This window comes from Streptomyces sp. NPDC002403, from assembly GCF_053593015.1.
Genome location: NZ_JBSFBQ010000006.1, coordinates 15,500 through 34,824, shown reverse-complemented (window position 1 = coordinate 34,824; position 19,325 = coordinate 15,500). Strand labels below are relative to the sequence as shown.

General features: G+C 71.6%; 16 protein-coding genes. 5 read left to right on the top strand and 11 right to left on the bottom strand.

Features of this window, described 5'->3' with window-relative positions; genetic code table 11:
• Positions 1 to 9 precede the first annotated feature (9 nt).
• The 3 genes from ACWCPY_RS09475 to ACWCPY_RS09465 form a co-directional block, all read right to left on the bottom strand.
• On the bottom strand, positions 10 to 1,932 hold the full coding sequence (locus tag ACWCPY_RS09475) for a SpoIIE family protein phosphatase (protein WP_451263756.1): 1,923 nt from the start codon (positions 1,930 to 1,932) through the stop codon (positions 10 to 12).
• A gap of 371 nt (positions 1,933 to 2,303) precedes the next feature.
• Complete coding sequence (fomD, locus tag ACWCPY_RS09470; protein WP_451263755.1) at positions 2,304 to 3,002, bottom strand: cytidylyl-2-hydroxypropylphosphonate hydrolase; 699 nt, start codon at positions 3,000 to 3,002, stop codon at positions 2,304 to 2,306.
• Between the two features lie 45 nt (positions 3,003 to 3,047).
• Positions 3,048 to 4,472, bottom strand: coding sequence for a class II fumarate hydratase (locus tag ACWCPY_RS09465; RefSeq protein ID WP_451263754.1), 1,425 nt, complete (start codon positions 4,470 to 4,472; stop codon positions 3,048 to 3,050).
• 106 nt (positions 4,473 to 4,578) lie between these two features.
• Between ACWCPY_RS09465 and ACWCPY_RS09460 the strand changes: the two genes are divergently transcribed.
• Positions 4,579 to 6,108, top strand: a complete 1,530-nt coding sequence (locus ACWCPY_RS09460) for a ricin-type beta-trefoil lectin domain protein (protein WP_451263753.1) — start codon at positions 4,579 to 4,581, stop codon at positions 6,106 to 6,108.
• A gap of 75 nt (positions 6,109 to 6,183) precedes the next feature.
• Here the strand turns inward: ACWCPY_RS09460 and ACWCPY_RS09455 are convergent, their stop codons facing one another.
• Together ACWCPY_RS09455 and ACWCPY_RS09450 are read right to left on the bottom strand one after the other, a co-directional pair.
• Positions 6,184 to 7,485: a M18 family aminopeptidase gene (locus tag ACWCPY_RS09455; RefSeq protein WP_451263752.1), complete on the bottom strand. Its 1,302-nt coding sequence runs from the start codon at positions 7,483 to 7,485 to the stop codon at positions 6,184 to 6,186.
• A 337-nt stretch (positions 7,486 to 7,822) separates the two neighbouring features.
• Positions 7,823 to 9,166 (bottom strand): MFS transporter, encoded by a 1,344-nt coding sequence (locus tag ACWCPY_RS09450; protein ID WP_451263751.1) that lies wholly within the window; start codon positions 9,164 to 9,166, stop codon positions 7,823 to 7,825.
• 70 nt (positions 9,167 to 9,236) lie between these two features.
• Between ACWCPY_RS09450 and ACWCPY_RS09445 the strand changes: the two genes are divergently transcribed.
• A complete protein-coding gene (locus tag ACWCPY_RS09445; RefSeq protein ID WP_451263958.1) occupies positions 9,237 to 10,223 on the top strand; it encodes a LuxR C-terminal-related transcriptional regulator in 987 nt (328 codons plus the stop codon).
• Between the two features lie 80 nt (positions 10,224 to 10,303).
• Here ACWCPY_RS09445 and ACWCPY_RS09440 read toward each other — a convergent pair whose 3' ends face one another.
• Positions 10,304 to 11,971, bottom strand: a complete 1,668-nt coding sequence (locus ACWCPY_RS09440) for a fumarate hydratase (protein WP_451263750.1) — start codon at positions 11,969 to 11,971, stop codon at positions 10,304 to 10,306.
• Positions 11,972 to 12,157: 186 nt separating this feature from the next.
• On the opposite strand from ACWCPY_RS09440, the gene ACWCPY_RS09435 reads away from it, so the two are divergent.
• Both ACWCPY_RS09435 and ACWCPY_RS09430 read left to right on the top strand, forming a co-directional pair.
• Positions 12,158 to 12,817, top strand: a complete 660-nt coding sequence (locus ACWCPY_RS09435; RefSeq protein WP_451263749.1) for a DUF1707 SHOCT-like domain-containing protein — start codon at positions 12,158 to 12,160, stop codon at positions 12,815 to 12,817.
• 256 nt (positions 12,818 to 13,073) lie between these two features.
• Complete coding sequence (locus ACWCPY_RS09430) at positions 13,074 to 13,457, top strand: WhiB family transcriptional regulator (protein WP_451263748.1); 384 nt, start codon at positions 13,074 to 13,076, stop codon at positions 13,455 to 13,457.
• A gap of 139 nt (positions 13,458 to 13,596) precedes the next feature.
• Here the strand turns inward: ACWCPY_RS09430 and glpX are convergent, their stop codons facing one another.
• The gene (gene glpX / locus ACWCPY_RS09425; protein ID WP_451263747.1) at positions 13,597 to 14,628 is read right to left on the bottom strand and encodes a class II fructose-bisphosphatase; all 1,032 of its coding nucleotides are present in this window, start codon (positions 14,626 to 14,628) and stop codon (positions 13,597 to 13,599) included.
• A gap of 154 nt (positions 14,629 to 14,782) precedes the next feature.
• Here glpX and ACWCPY_RS09420 point away from each other — a divergent pair, with 154 nt between their 5' ends.
• Positions 14,783 to 15,301 (top strand): DUF4245 domain-containing protein, encoded by a 519-nt coding sequence (locus tag ACWCPY_RS09420; protein ID WP_362438727.1) that lies wholly within the window; start codon positions 14,783 to 14,785, stop codon positions 15,299 to 15,301.
• A gap of 163 nt (positions 15,302 to 15,464) precedes the next feature.
• Here the strand turns inward: ACWCPY_RS09420 and ACWCPY_RS09415 are convergent, their stop codons facing one another.
• The 4 genes from ACWCPY_RS09415 to ACWCPY_RS09400 all read right to left on the bottom strand — a co-directional run bounded on the left by ACWCPY_RS09415 (position 15,465) and on the right by ACWCPY_RS09400 (position 19,227).
• Positions 15,465 to 16,055, bottom strand: a complete 591-nt coding sequence (locus ACWCPY_RS09415; RefSeq protein WP_329818117.1) for a malonic semialdehyde reductase — start codon at positions 16,053 to 16,055, stop codon at positions 15,465 to 15,467.
• A 159-nt stretch (positions 16,056 to 16,214) separates the two neighbouring features.
• A complete protein-coding gene (locus ACWCPY_RS09410) occupies positions 16,215 to 16,478 on the bottom strand; it encodes an exodeoxyribonuclease VII small subunit (protein ID WP_451263746.1) in 264 nt (87 codons plus the stop codon).
• Between the two features lie 67 nt (positions 16,479 to 16,545).
• Complete coding sequence (gene xseA, locus ACWCPY_RS09405; protein WP_451263745.1) at positions 16,546 to 17,757, bottom strand: exodeoxyribonuclease VII large subunit; 1,212 nt, start codon at positions 17,755 to 17,757, stop codon at positions 16,546 to 16,548.
• A 75-nt stretch (positions 17,758 to 17,832) separates the two neighbouring features.
• Complete coding sequence (locus ACWCPY_RS09400; protein ID WP_451263744.1) at positions 17,833 to 19,227, bottom strand: APC family permease; 1,395 nt, start codon at positions 19,225 to 19,227, stop codon at positions 17,833 to 17,835.
• Positions 19,228 to 19,325 lie beyond the last annotated feature (98 nt).

Sequence of the window (19,325 nt, the reverse complement as noted above, 5' to 3'; positions counted from 1 at the left end):
CCGGCCCGGCTACTGGCCCCGCGTCGGCATCTCGAACCAGACCACCTTGCCGGTGGAAAGGCGCGTCGCCCCCCACCTCCTGGCAAGCCGGTTCACCAGGAACAGACCGCGACCGCCCTCGTCCATGTCCCGCGCCCGGCGCTGCCGGGGCAGCTGCGGGGAGTCGTCGCCGACCTCGCAGCGCAGGGTGTCGGTACGCAGCAGCCGCAGCGTCACCGGTCGCTCCGCATAACGCACCGCATTGGTCACCACCTCGCTGACCAGCAGTTCCACCGAGTCGGAGAGATCGTCGAGACCCCAGCGGCCGAGCGCGCGGCGGGCCAGCCTGCGGGCCCGGCCCGGCGCGGTCTCCTCCGGTTCGAGGTGCCAGTACGCGACGTCGCTCGGCGCGATCCCGTCGAACCGGGCGGCGAGCAGCGCGATGTCGTCGTCCCGGTCGCCCGGACCGAGCATGTCCAGGACGTCGTCGCACAGCGCCTCCAGCGGCGGCGAGTGGTCCGGGCCGGTCAGCCGGGCGGTGGCGGCGAGCCGCTCGCGCAGCTGCTCGATCCCGGTCCAGACGTCCCGCAGCCGGGACTCCACCAGACCGTCGGTGTACAGCAGCAGCGTGGCGCCGGCGGGCGCGTCCAGCTCGACGGCCTCGAAGTCCACCCCGCCGACACCGATCGGGGCGCCCGGCGGCACCCGCAGCACCTCCGCACGGCCGCCCAGGTGGAGCAGGACGGGCGGCGGATGCCCGGCGTTGGCGATGGTGATCCGGTGCGCGACCGGGTCGTACACCGCGTACAGGCAGGTCGCCATGCGGTCGCTGCCGAGCCGCTGCGCCTGCTCGTCGAGGTGGTGCAGCACCTCCTGCGGCGGCAGGTCGAGCCCGGCGAGGGTCTGCGCGGTGGTGCGCAGCTGCCCCATGATCGCCGCGGACGTCATGGAGTGGCCCATGACGTCGCCGACGACCAGGGCGACCCTGCTCCCGGGCAGCGGGATCGCGTCGTACCAGTCGCCGCCGACCCGGGCCGTCTCGGCGGCCGGCAGATAGCGGGAGGCGAGCCGGACGCCGGTCGGCTGCGGCAGCGAGTCGGGCAGCATGGTGCGCTGGAGCTCGTCGGCGATGTACGCCTCGCGTCCGTACAGCACGGCCTTGTCGATGCCGAGCGCGGTGTGCGTCGCCAACTGGGCCGCGACCAGCAGGTCGTTGGACTCGAAGGACGGCCGTTCCGTCCCGCGCAGGAAGACCGCGGCGCCGATCACCCGCCGCCGGCCGCGCAGCGGGGCGAGGATCGCGCGGTGTCCGGTGGGTACGGTCCGGCCGGCGCCGAGCAGCTCGGGCAGCGCGGCCCGGGCCGCCGCGGAGTCCCCGAAGACCGGCCGCACCCCGCGCAGCACCTCGGCCAGCGCGCCGCCCGAACGGACCTCGCACAGCTCGGCCGCGGGCGTCAGGTCGCCGTGCGGATCGATGACCGGCAGCCGCAGGCGCTCGGTGTCCGGCGCGCTCTCCGTCTCCTCCTCGCTCAGCCGCAGCCGGTCGGACCGGCGCAGCCGCAGCACGAAGGGGGAGACCGGCCGCTCGTCGCCGACCGGGAGCGGGTCGCGGAGGTAGACCAGTATGGCGTCGGAGAACGTGGGCACGCTGGCCCGGCACAGGCCCAGCACGATCTCGTCCAGGTCTATGCCGCGGGCGATCCGCCGGGTGGCCGCCCCGACGAAACGCAGCCGGTCGCCCTCGCGACGGGCCGCGGCCTGTGGATCGAGTCCTGCCGGGGCGACGCTCGCCGCGGGGCCGGCTCCCGCTCCCGGCGCCATGGCCGGGCTGGGGATCGCGGCGGAGGCAGGGGAAGCGGCCGGCGCGGCGTCCTGCTGCCGCGGCCGGGTGCGTTCCTGCGACCGGGCGGCGAGAGGCTGCCGGCCTTCGTGGGAGGTGGGGTGCTCCGTCACGCGTGGGGTTCCGTCCGTCCGGGCCGGTTGTATGAGGCAATCACCTGTTGGGGCGTTACTGTGCCCCGGCAGGAGCGGCGATAACAACGGCTGTCACCGGATGCCCCGGAACGAGGGGCTGAAACCGGATGCCTGCGGGGTGGGTCGGTGACAACGTTTCCGGCGACAGGGCGGGCAACAGCGAGCACGTCTCCACCCCCTCGTAGTGGTTCATACGATTCATACGACTGATGTGGCTCATACAGCTCATTCAGTGCGTGGTGCTCGTGCGGTGACTTGTGGTCAGGTCCGGTGCCGCACATTCCGGTTGGAGTGGAGCGGCACTCCGGAGGACGATCCTACGTTTGTCCCCCTGGGGTGCATCAAGGGTCTCACGACGGCATACGCGAGGGGGTGCGGTCCCAGTCATCGGGAAGCGCGGGAACCCGCCATTGTGGATCGGGCCGCCAGTCCTCCCAGCCGTCGCGGAACGGGGCGCCCCAGTCCTGGATCACTTCGACGGCGGCCAGGCCCGCCTGCCGCACCCGCCGCGCGGTCCGCGGGGCCATCAGACCGGCCTGCTGCGCCATGGCGAACTCGTCCTCGTCGTGCCAGACCCAACTGCGGTCGGGGCGCACGGAGATGTCGAGAAAGTGATCCTCGGAGTCGACGCCGCCCTGCCAGCGGGTGTGCGGTTCCTCCAGGTTCACGTACCAGTTGCGGAACTGCCAGACCGGATCCCAGAACAGCCAGACGGACCAGGGCTCGCCGGGCCGGGCGAGCTTCAGCACGCCGTTTCCCAGCCAGGTGGAGCGGGCGGTGGTGCGCGGGGCGGTGTAGCGGGTGGCGAGCGGCTCGGCGTGCACGTCCTTGCCGTCCGCCAGCACCGGCTTCACGCACTCGGTGCCGGGCGCCACCCACACCGCGAGCAGCTCGTCGGTGTCCTGGACCACGGTGACGGGACGGCAGATGTGGAACGGATCAGGGGCACGCTCCGGCGCCCCGGACCCGTCCGACACGCCGTTGCGGCGGTAGCGCCACAGGATCTGATCACCCGGCGCCCAGTGCTCGATGTCTCCCTTGCCTGCCATGGACGGATCTTAGAGGCCCCCGGAGCCCCGCCGCCGCGGCGCAGGTCAGGGGCGGGTCATGCGCAGCACGTCCAGGGCCTCGTCGAGCTGTTCCACGGTGAGGTCGCCGCGCTCGACGTATCCCGAGTCCAGGACCACCTCGCGAATGGTGCGGCGCTGGGCGAGGGACTTCTTGGCGACCTTCGCCGCCTCCTCGTAGCCGATGTACTTGTTCAGCGGGGTGACGACGGACGGCGAGGACTCGGCGTACTCCCTGGCCCGTTCCGCGTTCGCCGTGATCCCGTCGACCGTGCGGTCCGCGAGCAGCCGGGAGACGTTGGCCAGCAGCCGGACGGACTCCAGCAGGTTCTTCGCGATGACCGGAAGCATCACGTTCAGCTCGAAGTTGCCGGCCGCGCCCGCCGTGGCGACCGTCGTGTCGTTCCCCGTCACCTGGGCGGCGACCATCAGCACGGCCTCGGGGACGACCGGGTTCACCTTCCCCGGCATGATGGACGAGCCCGGCTGGAGGTCGGGGAGGTTGATCTCGGCCAGTCCGGTGCGCGGTCCGGAGGCCATCCAGCGCAGATCGTTGGAGATCTTGGTGAGCGAGACGGCGATGGTACGCAGCTGGCCCGAGGTCTCCACGAGCCCGTCCCGCGCGCCCTGCGCCTCGAAGTGGTCCCGGGCCTCCGTCAGCGGCAGCCCGGTGGTGCGGGCGACCTCGGCGATCACTGCGGCGGAGAAGCCGGGCGGGGTGTTGATGCCGGTGCCCACGGCCGTGCCGCCCAGGGGCAGCTCGGCGAGGCGGGGGAGGGAGGCGCGCAGCCGCTCGACCCCGTACCTGATCTGTGCCGCGTAGCCGCCGAACTCCTGGCCGAGGGTGACGGGCGTGGCGTCCATCAGATGCGTGCGCCCCGACTTCACGACCGTGGCGAACTCGGCGGCCTTGCGCTCCAGGGCGGCCGCCAGATGCTCCAGCGCCGGGATCAGGTCGCCGGTGACGGCCGCCGTCGCGGCGATGTGGATGGAGGACGGGAAGACGTCGTTGGACGACTGCGAGGCGTTGACGTGATCGTTCGGATGGACCTCGCGGCCCAGGCGCTCGGTGGCGAGCGTGGCCACCACCTCGTTGGTGTTCATGTTGGACGAGGTGCCCGAGCCGGTCTGGAAGACATCGACCGGGAAGTGGTCGTCCCAGCGCCCCTCGGCGACCTCGGCGGCGGCCTCCTGGATGGCCGCGGCGATCTCCGGGTCGAGCACCTCCAGCTCGGCGTTCACCTTGGCGGCGGCGGCCTTGATCCTGGCCAGGGCCTCGATGTGGGCCCGCTCCAGGCGCTGCCCGGACACCGGGAAGTTCTCCACCGCGCGCTGCGTCTGGGCCCGCCACTTGGCGTGCGCGGGCACCCTCACCTCGCCCATCGAGTCGTGCTCGACACGGAAATCCGTGGAGCCCGCGGGGGTCCCTGCGCCGGTCTGTGACTCGTCCATCTCGTTCAACCTCCTGAAAAAGTTGAGCACTTGTCTTGTTCTGTCTATTCCCAAGTTGCCTACCGACCAGTAAATACCGGGGGTAACCACAACCCGGGGAGGCGCAATGAGGCGCACCAGGCACAGACTCCGCTGTACGGTCGCGGCCGCCGCGGCCATGGCGGCGGCACTCGGCGGCATGGCCGCCGCGGCCGGACCGGCGGGCGCGACGGACCGGTCCGGTTCCAGCACTACCGCATCCACCCCGCTGTCACCCGAACTGGAGGCCATCCGCGCGGCGGAAGCCACCAAGCTGTACGGCGACCCGGCCGAGCGGCCGCTCGCGGAGCGCAAGACCGGGCTGATCTCGCTCGGCGACAGCGAGATCTCCGGCGAGGGCGTCGGCACGTACGAGGCCGGCACCAACGGCCCCGACAACTGGTGCCACCGCTCGCCCGACTCGGCCATCCACCGCACCGGCATCCCGGCGGACGTCACGTACAACGTCTCCTGCTCCGGCGCGTACACCGGCAACATCGTGATCGGCGGCTCGAAGCAGTACGCCGACGAGCTGGTGCAGAGCGACAACCTCGCCATCAAGGCCCGCAACACCCGCATCAAGATGATCGTGCTCGTCGCGGGTGCCAACGACGACCTCCAGTTCGGCCCGGTCATGACGGACTGCGTCACGCGCTGGGTGCTCTCCCAGGGCACCTGCGAGCCCAAGTACGACGGCGGCTGGCAGGCGCGCGTCGACGGGCTCGTCCCCAAGGTCGAGAAGACCGTGCGCGACCTGAAGACCGTCATGTCCGGGGCCGGCTACGCCGACAGCGACTACAAGCTCGTGGTCATGGGCTACCCGAGCCCCATCGGCCCGGACTTCTACGACAACCCCGACTTCCCCGGGAAGCTTCCCGGCGGCTGCGCCGGCTACGACTCCGACGCCGCCTGGGGCCGCAACACCGCCGTACCCACCTTCGAGCGCGGCATGCGCAAGGCCGCGGCCGACACCGGGGCCGTCTACCTCGACAACTCCCGGCTCTTCCACGGCCACGAGGTCTGCAGCGAGTCCACCTGGGCCCGCGGTCTCTACATCGACCTCGGGCACTTCCCGCCGGACTCCAACTCCCTGCGGCAGTCCTTCCACCCGAACGAGCGAGGCCACGGCGCCTTCGCGTCCTGTCTGACCCAGATCTACAACTCGAACCTGCGCGAGGCGAGCTGCGCCGACCCGGCGAGCACCGGAAAGCCGGTCCTGCAGGCCGGGGCGTGGGACGACCTGTTCAAGCCCCTGAAGAACGAGGCCACGGGCACCTGCGTGGACGCCCCCGGCTCGGTGACCCGCAATGACACCAAGGTCGGCGGCTGGGACTGCCACGGCGGCCGCAACCAGGGCTGGTGGTACGACTCCGGCACCAGGACCCTGCGTACGGCGCTGAGCCACGACCGGTGCCTGGACGTACCGGGCGCCGACTACAAGGCGGGCGCCACGCTCATCCTGTACAACTGCTCGGGCGCCGCCAACCAGCAGTTCGTGAAGCAGTCGGGCACCCTGCGCCCGGCGGCCTCGACCGGGCTGTGCCTGACGCTGGCCGGTGCGAAGGAGCCGCTGAAGCTGCAGAGCTGCGACGGCGGCGCGCAGCAGCGGTTCGCGTAGCGGGACCGTTCCACCGGCGCGTGGAGGGGCGGGGCGGCCGAGGCCGCTCCGCCCCTCCGGGCCGTTCGGCGCGGATCAGCCGGACGTCATGAACGCGCCCAGAGCGGCGGCCAGATGACCGGGGTCGTCCGCCCCGCACAGCTCGCGCGCCGAGTGCATGGACAGCCCCGGCACCCCCACGTCGACTGTCGGCACACCCAGCCGGGCCCCGGTGATCGGGCCGATCGAGGTGCCGCACGGCATCGCGTTGTTGGAGACGAAGGGCTGCCACGGTACGTCCGCCCGCTCGCACGCCGCCGCGAACACCGCCATGCCGGTGCTGTCGGTGGCGTACCGCTGGTTGACGTTGACCTTGAGCGCGGGCCCGCCGTTCGGCAGCGGACGGTGCTCCGGGTCGTGCCGCTCCGCGTAGTTGGGGTGCACCGCGTGGGACATGTCGGCGGAGACGCAGAAGGCACCGGCCAGGGCCCGCGACCAGTCCTCCGGGCTGCCGCCGCGGGCGATGACCGAGCGGCTCAGGACCCGCTCCAGCAGCGGACCCTGGGCGCCCGTCTCCGAACCGCTGCCGACCTCCTCGTGGTCGAAGGCGGCCAGCACGGGAATGTACGCGGGCGCCTCGGCCGCGGTCGCCGCACCCGTCAGGGCCGTGACGCCCGCGTGCACGGACACCAGGTTGTCCAGCCGCGCCGACACCACGAACTCGCGGTCCGCGCCCAGGTATCCGGGCGGCTGGATGTCGTGCAGCATCAGGTCCCAGCCGAGCACCTCGTCCGGCTCCGCCTGGGCGGCCGCCGCGACCCGGCGCAGCAGCGCGCCCTCCTCGCGCTCGCCGAGCGCCCACACCGGGGCGAGGTGGCGCTGCCGGTCGAGCGCGAGTCCCTCGTTGACCGAATGGTCCAGGTGGATGGCCAACTGGGGCACCCGCATCAGGGGTTCGTCGATCCGGACGAGCCGGGAGCCGGTGCCGCCGCCCGGGGTGCGCAGCGCGAGCCGCCCGGAGATGCCGAGGTCGCGGTCGAGCCAGGTGTTCAGCGGAACGCCGCCGTAGATCTCCACACCGATCTGCCGCCAGCCCGCGGAGGAGGTGTCGGGGGCGGGCTTGACCCGCAGGTTCGGGGAGTCGGTGTGGGCGCCGGCGATCCGGAAGGGGGTGTGCGCCGGGGCACCCTCGGGGGCGTACCAGGCGATCAGCGCACCACCGCGGGCGACGAAGCTGCCGCCGGTCGTGCCCGTCCAGTCGTCCGTGCCCCGCAGTTCGCGGAAGCCGGCCTTCTCCAGGCGCTGGGCGGCACTGGCCACCGCGTGGTACGGGGAAGGGCTGGTGCTGATGAAGGACAGCAGGTCGTCGCTGTGGCTGCGGTGGGGAAGCGGCGTCATTCGGCGTCCGCCTTTCCGGTGATTCGACGGTGAGGGTGGAGGCGCCCGCGCCGGGCCGCCGGGTGCGGCGCGGTGCGGGCGGTGTTCGAGGCGGGGGCGGAGCGCTCCAGGAACGTCCGCCAACCCACCAAAGCGGCCCGGTACGCCGCAAGTCCGCGGCGCGGCCCGCTGCGTGAAAGCGGCGGTGGCGGACCGGCGGCGCCGGGGGCGGGCTCCGAGGCGGGCGGGGGCGCGCCGGGAGTGTGCGGGGCGGCGTGACGGGCGCCCGGCCCCGCGCCGAGCGCCGCAAGATTGGCTGAATAACGTCGTACCTGAATCAGGTGAATCCCGTGAGCCGTCACGGCACCGGCCCGTCGCGATCGGCGGCGGGCGTACCGGCCCGCCCGCGCGGCCCGGACACCCTGATGAGGAACACCACCGCGACCACGACGGCCGCCCCGTGCGACCAGGCGACGACGGTCAGCGGGCTGTAGCTGTCGAGTGCCGCCGCGACCAGGATCATGCCGACGCCGAAGCCCAGGTTCTCGACGGTCGCGGAGAGCCCGAAGGCATGACCGCGCAGAGCGGCGGGGAGCGTCTGCAGATGGGAGGTGTACGAGACCTCCGTGAGCCCGTCGGCCGCCCCCGCCACCAAGGCGATCACCACGGTCGCCGCCCACGGGAACCCGGCGAACGCCAGGATGAACGCCCCCGACATCAGACAGGTGCCGTACCCGAAGCCCGGCGCACCCACCGTCCGCCCGGTGCGTCTGACGTACCGCTGGATCACCTGCTGCGCGGCGACGTTCCCCAGCGCCCACAGACACCAGAACCCGCTGACGAACACGGCGGGGTGCGCGGCGTCGAGCGCGGCGGAGTGGACCGGCAGCGCGGCGTTGTGGGAGGACGAGCCGAAGGCATCCACACTCCGCAGCACCACCATCAGACCGAGACCGGGCGCGGCGGCCGACGCGAGGAACGCGCCCGGCCGCCGCCACCGGCCCGGCCGCCCCTTCCGCGTACCCCGGCCGGAATCCCCCTCCGAATCCGGCCGGGTGTCCTTTCCTCCGCCTCTGCCCGGGACCGGCAGCAGTGCCACCGTCACGGCGCAGACCACGAAGGTGGCCATGTCCACCACGAACGCGGCGGTGTAGCCGACGAGCGAGACCACCACGCCCGCGGAGGCGAAGCCGGCCACCATCGCCAGCGAACGCCCGGTGATGGAAAGGGAGTTGGCCCAGGAGCGCCGGTCCTCGCCGACCATCTCCGGAATGGAACTGCGCAGCGCCACCATGAAAAGCGTTCCGCAGCCGCCGACCACCACGGAAACGGCCGTCAACGCGGCCGTCCGCATCCCCTCCGGTGCGAAGACCAGCAGCAGCATCACCGCCGCCTGCGCCGCATTCGTCCACAGCATCACGTTCTTCGCGCGGAACCGTGCGAGAAGACCGCCCGCGATCAGTCCGGCGACAAAACCGGACGCCAGGCGCACAGCCATGAACAGGCCCAACGCGAGCGCTCTGCCCGTCGTCTCGTAGACGAACAGATTGAGCGCCACCATATTCAGGAAGGTGCCGTACGAGGACAGCGCGTATCCCGCGACGAGGAATCGATAGCGGCGCTCCGCGCGCGCCCGTCCGGCCTGATCGGTGTCGGGTGCCTGATCCGGTCGGTCGTCCGCCTGTTCGATGTCGTGCGTCACCGGGACATACTCACCGGGCATTCGCGTTCGCCCACGACCGCGCGATTGCACGAATGTAATCTGCATGCTTGTGAAGGACGATCATTCCGGCCCACGGGCGTGCGATTGCCGCGAATCGTCTCCGGAGCGCGTCTGCGAACCGGCCCTCGCGGCCTACCGGCGCGCGCTCGCGGACGGAAGCCTTCCGGCGGACGAGGTGCCCGGCTGCCTGAGCGCCCTGCATCTGATGGTGGCCGACCGCGACGTGCCGGGACGCCTGGTCCCCGTACCGCCCGAGACCGCCTCGTTCGACGTGCTCGGGCCCATCGAGGCGGCGATCGCCCGGCAGCGCCGCTCGCTGCGTTCGGCCCGCGCCGCCCTGTCCGTGTTCGAGGGCCTGTACGCCGACGCGCACCGGCTCGAACCGTCCGCCCTCACCCGGCTCTCCGGCGAGGCGGTCATCGGCAAGGCGCTCGAAGCGGGCGTCGCGGGCTGCCGCGAGGAGGTCCGCACCGCCCACCCGGGCGGCGGCCGTCCCGTGCACGTGCTGGAGGAGTCGCTGCCCAGGGATCTGCGCAATCTGCGGCGGGGCATCCGGCAGCGGACCATCTACCAGCACACGGTCCGCTCGGACCGTACGACGCTCGCCTACATCGAGCGGGTGACGACCGAGGGCGCCGAGGTCAGAACGCTCGCCGAGGTCGCCGACCGGATCATCGTCTTCGACCGGAACCTCGCGTTCGTCCCGTTCTCCGACGAGCCGCACCGGGCCCTGCGCATCCAGCACCCCTCCCTGGTCCGCTTCCTGGCCCGGCACTTCGACGAGGCCTGGGCCCGCGCGGTCCCGGTCCGCCCGGAACGGGTGCCGCTGCGCACCCCGGTCGTCACCTCCGACCTGCAACGGACCATCCTGCAGGGGGTCGTGGGCGGCGAGACGGACGAGTCGATCGCCCGGCGCCTCGGCATGAGCCGCCGCAGCGTCGCCGAGCACGTGCGCAGGGTCTCCGAGCAGCTGGGCAGCAACAGCCGGGCCCAACTCGGCTATCTGGTCGCGACATCGGGCCTGCTGGAGGCATGAGAACGGCCCCGCGGGGGCGCTCCGGCCAAAACGCCCCCGCGGGGCCGTGACGTCATGCGCGCCCCGTACGGCGCGGCGCGTCAGGCGAGACCCGGGCCCCGCACCGGAATGCTGGTGAACGTCGGTGCCGGGGCGGGCTCGGTGAAGAAGTCGTTGCCCTTGTCGTCGACGACGACGAACGCGGGGAAGTCCTCGACCTCGATCCTCCAGACCGCTTCCATGCCGAGCTCCTCGTACTCGACGACCTCGACCTTCTTGATGCAGTCCTGCGCGAGCCGGGCCGCCGGGCCGCCGATCGAGCCGAGGTAGAAACCGCCGTGCGCGTCGCACGCGTCGGTGACCTGCTTGGACCGGTTGCCCTTGGCGAGCATCACCTTGGAGCCGCCCGCCGCCTGGAACTGTGCGACATAGCTGTCCATGCGGCCGGCCGTCGTCGGACCGAAGGAGCCGGAGGCGTACCCCTCGGGCGTCTTCGCCGGGCCCGCGTAGTAGACCGGGTGGTCCTTGAGGTACTGCGGCATCTCCTCGCCCGCGTCCAGCCGCTCCTTGATCTTGGCGTGCGCGATGTCGCGGGCCACGACCAGCGGACCGGTCAGCGAGAGCCGGGTCTTGACCGGGTACTTGGTCAGCTCGGCGAGGATCTCGTCCATCGGCCGGTTGAGGTCGATCTTCACGACGTCCCCGGCCTCGTCGAGGTGCTCGTCGGTGGTGTCCGGGAGGAAGCGGGCCGGGTCCTTCTCCAGCTGCTCCAGGAAGACGCCCTCGGCGGTGATCTTCGCGGTGGCCTGGCGGTCCGCCGAGCAGGAGACGGCGATCGCGACGGGCAGCGAGGCGCCGTGCCGGGGGAGGCGGACGACGCGCACGTCGTGGCAGAAGTACTTGCCGCCGAACTGGGCGCCGATGCCGATCTTCTGCGTCAGTTCGAAGACCTTCTCCTCCAGCTCCTTGTCCCGGAAGCCGTGGCCGGTGGGGGAGCCCTCGGCCGGCAGCTCGTCGAGGTAGTGCGCGGAGGCGTACTTCGCGGTCTTGAGCGCGAACTCGGCCGACGTACCGCCGACGACGATCGCCAGGTGGTACGGCGGGCAGGCGGCCGTACCCAGCGAACGGATCTTCTCCTCCAGGAACTTCATCATGGAGGCCTCGTTCAGCACGGCCTTCGTCTCCTGGAAGAGGAACGACTTGTTGGCCGAGCCGCCGCCCTTCGCCATGAAGAGGAACTTGTACGCGCCGCCGTCGGTGGCGTACAGCTCGATCTGGGCGGGCAGGTTCGAGCCGGTGTTCTTCTCCTCCCACATGGTGAGCGGAGCCATCTGCGAATAGCGGAGGTTGAGCTGGGTGTAGGCGTCGAAGATGCCGTGCGCCAGCGCCTCCTCGTCACCGCCCTCGGTGAGGACGTTCTGCCCGCGCTTGCCCATCACGATCGCGGTGCCGGTGTCCTGGCACATCGGCAGCACGCCCGCCGCGGCGATGTTCGCGTTCTTCAGCAGGTCGAGAGCGACGAACTTGTCGTTCGACGAGGCCTCGGGGTCGTCCACGATCCGCCGCAGCTGCGCCAGGTGGGCGGGGCGCAGATAGTGCGAGATGTCGTGCATGGCCTCGGCGGCCAGGGCGCGCAGCGCCTCCGGCGCCACCTTGAGGAACGTACGACCGTCGGCCTCGAAGGTGGAGACACCCTCGGAGGTCACCAGGCGGTACGGCGTGGTGTCCTCGCCCAGGGGGAGCAGATCGGAGTACGCAAACTCTGGCATTACGGCCATTCCTCACTCGGCAGACAGCGGCTGACCTCCCTTGGGCAGCGCACCCACCAGGGTAGAACGCCGCACGGGTGCCGGAGTTGTGAGGTAAGGCTCAGTCCGGCCGCCCATGGAGCCGCCGACGCGACGGGGAGGGGCAGCCACTAGTCGCGATCTATCGCGTTTGGGTACCCTGGGCCGGTGGACCTCGAAAAGCAGCCCCAGCAGCAGACGGCCCCGATGGAGCCGGCCGGTATCCGTGCCTCCGACGCGGACCGCGACCGGATCGCGGACATCCTGCGGGAAGCCATGGCCGAGGGCCGGCTCACCGCCGACGAGCACGCCGAGCGGGTCGACGCGGTCTACCGCGCCAAGACCGTCGGTGAGCTGGAGCCGCTGGTACGGGACCTGCCCGCCTCGGCGGGCACCGCCCGCCCGGCCGCCCCCGGTGTCCACGGCCAGGAGAGCCCCACGGGCCCCGCCGAGAACCTGGTGGCGATCTTCAGCAGCTCGACCCGCAAGGGCCGCTGGCGGGTCGGCAGCCGTACGAACGCCTTCGCGCTCTTCGGCAGCGTGGAGGTGGATCTGACCGAGGCGCTTTTCGGTCAGAGACTCACCGTCATCAACGCGACTTCCGTCTTCGGGAGTGTGGACATCAAGGTCCCCGAGAACATCTCGCTGCGCGGCAGCGGCACGGGCGTCTTCGGTAATTTCGAAGTCGCCACACTGGAATCCGCGGACCCCGAAGCGCCGGTGGTCGTCGTCAACGGCTATTCCGTGTTCGGCAGCGTCGAGGCGAAGCCCAAGCGTGGGAAGTTCATCGCGGATCTCCAGGACCGGCTGCGCAAATACCTCGGATAGGGGCGCCGTTCACCGGCGCGCTCCTCGCCGCACTCTGCACCGCGTTCTTCGTCGCGTTCGTGACAAGTGCGAGAACTCACGGAAACTCCTGCGAAACCGGACCGGCCTCGGCTATCCCCTTCGAAAACAAGCCAAATTCCCGGTCGACGGGAATTGCGCCCCGGAACCGGGTGCCACTCAGTGCATGGGCGCACGCACAGCGGGTAGGGAATGCTGCGTCGTCTCTCGCTCGCGAAGCCGTCGTCAGGAGTAGACCGTGCTGCAACTGCCGCATCAGCCCCTGCAGGTCGCCGTCGTCCCGTCCCAGCGCACCCCCGCGCGGGAGGACCAGTCCGGCCCCTGGCACTCGGAGGCGGTGTGCCGCCGGGACGAGGCCGGGCTGTTCTTCGCCCCGTCGAAGGAGCCGACTGCTGCCAGACTCGCGCGCGAGGAGTCCGCGAAGCGGGTCTGCGCGCGCTGCCCGGTGATGATCGAATGCCAGGAGCACGCGCTCATACAGCCGGAGCCGTACGGGGTGTGGGGCGGGCTCACCGCCGCCGAGCGCCGTGTGGTGCTCGCCCGCCGCAGACGGCGCGAGATGGAGCTCAAGGCCTCCTCCGCGTCCGCCGGCGCGACGGGCCGCATCGCCGCGGCGGGCTGACCGCCCCGGCGGCCCGGGTGCGGCCCGAGTCCGTACGGCCCCGCAATCGCGCGCACTGCCTCGACGGCGGCTACGCGAAGAGGCGCCCCCACCGCACACGGGGGCGCCTCTTCGTGTTCCGCCTCTTCTGCTGCCGGACCTACTTCGCGCGGTCGAAGTCGATCGCGCTGTAGGCACGCAGCTTCGAGAGCCGGTGCGTGGAGTCGATCTTCCGGATGGTGCCGGACTTGGACCGCATGACGATCGACTCGGTGGTCGCCGTCTCCGCGCGGTACCGCACGCCGCGCATCAGCTCACCGTCCGTGATGCCGGTCGCGACGAAGAACACGTTGTCGCCGCTGACCAGGTCGTCGGTGGACAGCACCCGGTCCAGGTCGTGCCCGGCGTCCAGCGCGCGCTGCCGTTCGGCCTCGTCCTTGGGCCAGAGCTTGCCCTGGATGACACCGCCCAGGCACTTTATGGCGCAGGCCGAGATGATGCCTTCGGGGGTGCCGCCGATGCCCATCAGCAGGTCGACGCCGGTCCCTTCGCGGGCGGCCATGATCGAGCCCGCGACATCGCCGTCGGAGATGAACTTGATCCGCGCGCCGGTCTCGCGGATCTCCTTGACGATGCCCTCGTGGCGCGGGCGGTCGAGGATGACGACGGTGACGTCCTCGGGGGCGGAGTTCTTCGCCTTCGCGACACGGCGGATGTTCACCGAGACGGGGGCGTTGATGTCGACGAAGTCGGCGGCCTCGGGGCCGGTGACCAGCTTGTCCATGTAGAAGACGGCCGACGGGTCGAACATGGCGCCGCGGTCCGCGGCGGCCAGTACGGCGATCGCGTTCGGCATGCCCTTGGCGTTCAGGGTCGTGCCGTCGATCGGGTCCACGGCGATGTCGACCTCGGGGCCGGTGCCGTCACCGACGCGCTCGCCGTTGAACAGCATGGGGGCTTCGTCCTTCTCGCCCTCGCCGATGACGACGACGCCGTTCATCGAGACGGTGGAGACGAGGGTCCGCATGGCCTTCACGGCGGCGCCGTCGGCGCCGATCTTGTCGCCGCGGCCCACCCAGCGCCCCGCCGCCATGGCGGCGGCCTCGGTGACCCGGACCAGCTCCAGGGCGAGGTTGCGGTCGGGGGCCTCGGGGGAGACCTCGAGCTGAGACGGCAGATGATGCTCGGACATCGGAGCGCACCTTTCTGTACGGCGACTCTGTACGGCGACGACCGGAAGAGGGTGCTGCGACTCTATCGTCAGGTCGACAAAATGAGCAGACCGGGTCACTTATGAGCGGCTGCCCCCGGGTCGGGCCCATCGGGGCTAATGCGACCATGGACCCGTGGCTAGCAAGCGAGGCAAGCAGACGGTGCGGGACATGTTCCTGTCGATGGCGGTCATCTCCGCTGCGGCAGGGGTTGTTTACATCTTCGTTCCGCACGACGAGAACGCCAACCCGGTCAAGGCGGTCGACTACCGGGTGGAGCTCCTGACGGCCCGGCGCGCGGCGCCGTACCCCGTGGCCGCGCCGGACGGACTGACCGAGAAGTGGAAGCCGACCTCGGTCAGCTACGACCGCAAGGCGGGCAACAGCTGGCACCTGGGCTTCCTCGACCCGGAGGGCAAGTACGTCGCGGTCGAGCAGTCCACGTCCCCGGCGAAGAAGTACGTGACCGAGGTCAGCCAGGACGCCAAGGACACCGGGCGTACGCAGCAGGTCGCGGGCGAGGCCTGGCAGCACTGGAAGGGCCCGAAGTACGACGCCCTCGTGCGCCACGACAAGGACTCGACCACCGTGGTCACCGGGTCCGCCTCGCCGGAGCGGCTGGCGGAGATGGCCGCCGCCCTCAAGACGTCCTGACGCCACCGCCGGGGCGTGCCGTCCCGGCGGCCGCCGCGCTCCGTACGGCGAAGGCCGTGGAGCACGGGCGAAAGCGCCGGAGCACGGGCGATAAGCGCCGGAGTACGGCGAAGGCCCTGGGGCACCGAGTGCTCCAGGGCCTTCCGCATGCGCGTGGCGACGGTCAGACGGTCGTGACGACCTCGTCGTAGGCGAGGCGCGGCAGACGCGGGAACCAGGCGTCCTCGCCCGGCTTGCCGATGTTGACGACCATCAGCACGTTGTGGTCGCCGTCCAGGAACTCCTTCTCGATGCCCGCGGCGTCGTAGCCGGTCATCGGGCCCGCGGCCAGGCCGGCGGCGCGGACGCCGATGATGAAGTAGGCGGCCTGCAGCGCGCCGTTCAGCGCGGCGGCCGACTCGCGGACCGGGCGCTCAGAGAAGAACGCGTCCTTGGCCTGCGGGAAGTGCGGAAGCAGGGCCGGGAGCTCCTCGTGGAACTCGTTGTCGGTGGCCAGGATCGCGACCAGCGGGGCGGTCGAGGTCTTCGGCTGGTTGCCCTCGGCCATGTGCTTCACGAGACGCGCGCGGGCGTCGTCGGAGCGGACCAGGACGACGCGCAGCGGCGACTGGTTGAACGCGGTCGGCCCGTACTTGACCAGGTCGTAGATCGCCTGGACCTGCTCATCGGTCACCGGCTCGTCGGAGAAGGTGTTGGCGGTGCGGGCCTCACGGAAGAGGAGGTCCTGGGCGGCGGGGTCAAGAGCGAGGGACATCGTGCGTATTACCTTCCGGACGTACACGTGGATCGAGCAACGGGGACCACGCTAACGGAGAGGTAGGTTAACTTTCAACTAAAGCGGGGCCGAGTGATTCGTTCCACAACGCTCCCCGAGCGCTGCCGGCGGCGCCCTCGGCGCTCGCCAGTCGTGGTCTCAGCCGTTGTCGGCCGCCGTGCCGCCGTTCTCCTGCGAGCCGGCCGGGCCCGCCAGGGCCGCGTCCAGCCGGGCGCGCGCGCCTTCCAGCCAGTGCCGGCACACCTTCGCCAGCTCCTCGCCCCGCTCCCAGAGCGCGAGCGACTCCTCCAGCGTCGTACCGCCCGCCTCCAGGCGGCGCACCACCTCGATCAGCTCGTCGCGGGCCTGCTCGTAGCCGAGCGTGCCCGTGGCACCGGCCGCCGTAGTCGCGTCGTCCGTCATGCGTCCCACCCTACGTTCCGGCCCGCCGGGGGCCATTGACCTCGTCCGCCCACACCTGCGGGGGCGGTCACTCGCCGACCCGTACGGCGAACTCGCCGCCCGAGACCCGGGCCCGGAGCACCTCGCCCGGCGCCCCCGCGTCCTCGGGATTCCGTACGACATGGCCGTCGGCCCGCTGCAGCACCGCGTAGCCGCGCTCCAGCGTCGCCGCAGGTGACAGGGCGACCACTCGGGCCCTGGTGTGCGCCAGCTCCGAATCCGCCCGGTCCAGCAGATGCCCCAGCACCCGCCGGCTCCGGCCGATCAGCGCGTCGATCTCCGACGCCCGCTCGTCCACCATCCGCTGGGGACGCTCCATCGACGGCCGGCCCAGCGCGTGCGCCAGCCCCCGCTCCTCGCGGTCCAGCAGCCCCCGTACCGTCCGCAGCGCACGGTCGCGCAGCTGCCCCACCCGGTCCAGCTCCTCGCCCACGTCCGGCACGACCTTCTTCGCCGCGTCCGTCGGCGTGGAGGCGCGCAGGTCCGCGACCAGGTCGAGCAGCGGGGAGTCCGGCTCGTGCCCGATCGCCGACACCACCGGCGTACGGCAGGCGGCCACCGTCCGGATCAGCTGCTCGTCCGAGAACGGCAGCAGGTCCTCCACACTGCCGCCGCCCCGCGCCACCACGATCACGTCGACCTCCGGGAGGTCGTCCAGCTCCTTCACCGCCTGGACCACCTGATTCACCGCGTGCACGCCCTGCACCGCCGCGTTGCGCACCTCGAAGCGGACCGCGGGCCACCGCCGCCGGGCGTTCTCCAGCACATCGCGCTCGGCCGCCGACGCCCGCCCGCAGACCAGACCGATCAGCTGCGGCAGGAACGGCAGCGGCTTCTTCCGGTCGAGCGCGAAGAGCCCCTCGGAGGCCAGCGACTTCTTCAGCTGCTCCAGCCGCACCAGCAGCTCGCCGATGCCGACCGGCCGTATCTCCGTGGCCCGCAGGGACAGCTGGCCGCGCGGCGCGTACCACTCGGGCTTCGCCAGGACGACGACCCGCGCCCCCTCCGTCACCACATCCGCGATCCGGTCGAAGACCTGCCGGAAGCACGTCACGCTCACCGAGATGTCCTGCGACGGGTCGCGCAGCGTCAGGAACACCACCCCGGCGCCCGGCCGCCGCGACAGCTGGGTGATCTGCCCCTCGACCCAGACCGCCCCGAGCCGGTCGATCCAGCCCCCGATGAGCCGCGACACATCACCTACGGGCAGCGGAGCTTCCGCGGATGTCTGAAGAGCCATGCGAGCGAGCGTATCGGCCCCCGCCGACAATCGGGCCGCCACGACGAAGGCCGGCCAGGCCCGGCCGCTCCCCGCTCAGGCCGCACGCCGCCCCCACTGCAACGCCAGCACCACCAGCCCCACCCCGAACCAGCACACCCCCACCGCCTGGGCGCTCCGGGTCGCCTCCGCGATCACCACGATCAGCACCCCCGCACCCACCACCGGCACCAGCACATGCCGCCACCAGCTCGGCGGCCCCTCCATCCGGCGTACGGCGAACCAGCCGACCACCGACGCGTGCAGCAGCACGAAGGCCGTCAGCGCGCCGATGTCGACGACCGACACCAGATGGTCCAGCCCGTCGGCGCGCCGGGCCGCCCACACCGCGGCGATCAGCGTCACCGTCGCGGCCAGCAGAATCGCGAGCCGCGGCACCCCGGACCCCGGGTCGACCCTGGCGAGCACCCGGGGCAGCCGCCGTTCCCTGGCCATCGCGAAGAGCAGCCTGCCCGCGGCGGCCTGCCCGGCCAGCGCCGCGAAGGCCGCCCCGATCGCCTTGCTCACCGCCACCAGATCGTGCAGCCAGCCCCCGACCGCCGAGTCCACCGTGTCGTAGAACGCCGACCCCTGCGCGGCCGGATCGGCGGCCAGCTCCGCCGACGTCATCGGTTCGAGCAGCGCCGCCAGATACGCCTGCGCCACGAACAGCACACCCGCGAGCACCAGACAGAACAGCAGCGCCCGCGCCACCTTCGCCGAGCCCCCGGACACCTCCTCCGCGAACGTGGCGATCGCGTCGAAGCCCAGATACGACAGCACCGCCACCGACACCGCCCCGAGCACCGCCGACGCGGAGAAACCGGAATCACCGGTGAGCGGAGTCAGCCAGCCACGCTGCGCCCCGTCCCGTACGAGCACCACCACCGCCGACACCAGGAACACCAGCAGCACCACGATCTCCATCGCCAGCACCGCGAAACCGACCCGGGCGGCGGCCCGCACGCCCCAGAGGTTGAGCAGCGTGGTGACGACGACGGCGAGCGCCGTCCACACCCACCGTGACACCGAAGGCACCAGTGCGTTCAGCGCGATCCCGGAGAAGAGATAGGCGACCGCCGGGATCAGCAGATAGTCGAGCATCGCCATCCACCCGGCGATGAACCCCGCCCCCTCCCCGAGCCCCTTGCGCGCGTACGCGAAGACCGAACCCGCCAGCGGGACGACCCGCACCATCTGGGCGTAGCTGAACGCCGTGAACGCCATCACCACCGTCGCCGCCACATAGACCAGCGCGACGGCGCCGTGCGACTTCGCGTCGAGCGTGCCGAACACCCCGACGGGCGCCATCGGCGCGATGAACAGCAGCCCGTAGACCACCAGATCCCGGAAACCGAGCGTCCGCCGCAGCCTCCCGCTCTCCTGGTGCGCCCCTGCCGCCCCCGTCGCCTCCGCGCCCCCGCCCCTGCCACCGCTGCCGCTCTCCGGCATGAGCCCTCCCTGGGGGTCGCGTACGGATCGGTCCCGCCGGACCGGGTGGTGGGTCGGTCCCGCCGGACCGGGTACGGAGCAGACCCGCCGGACCGCGT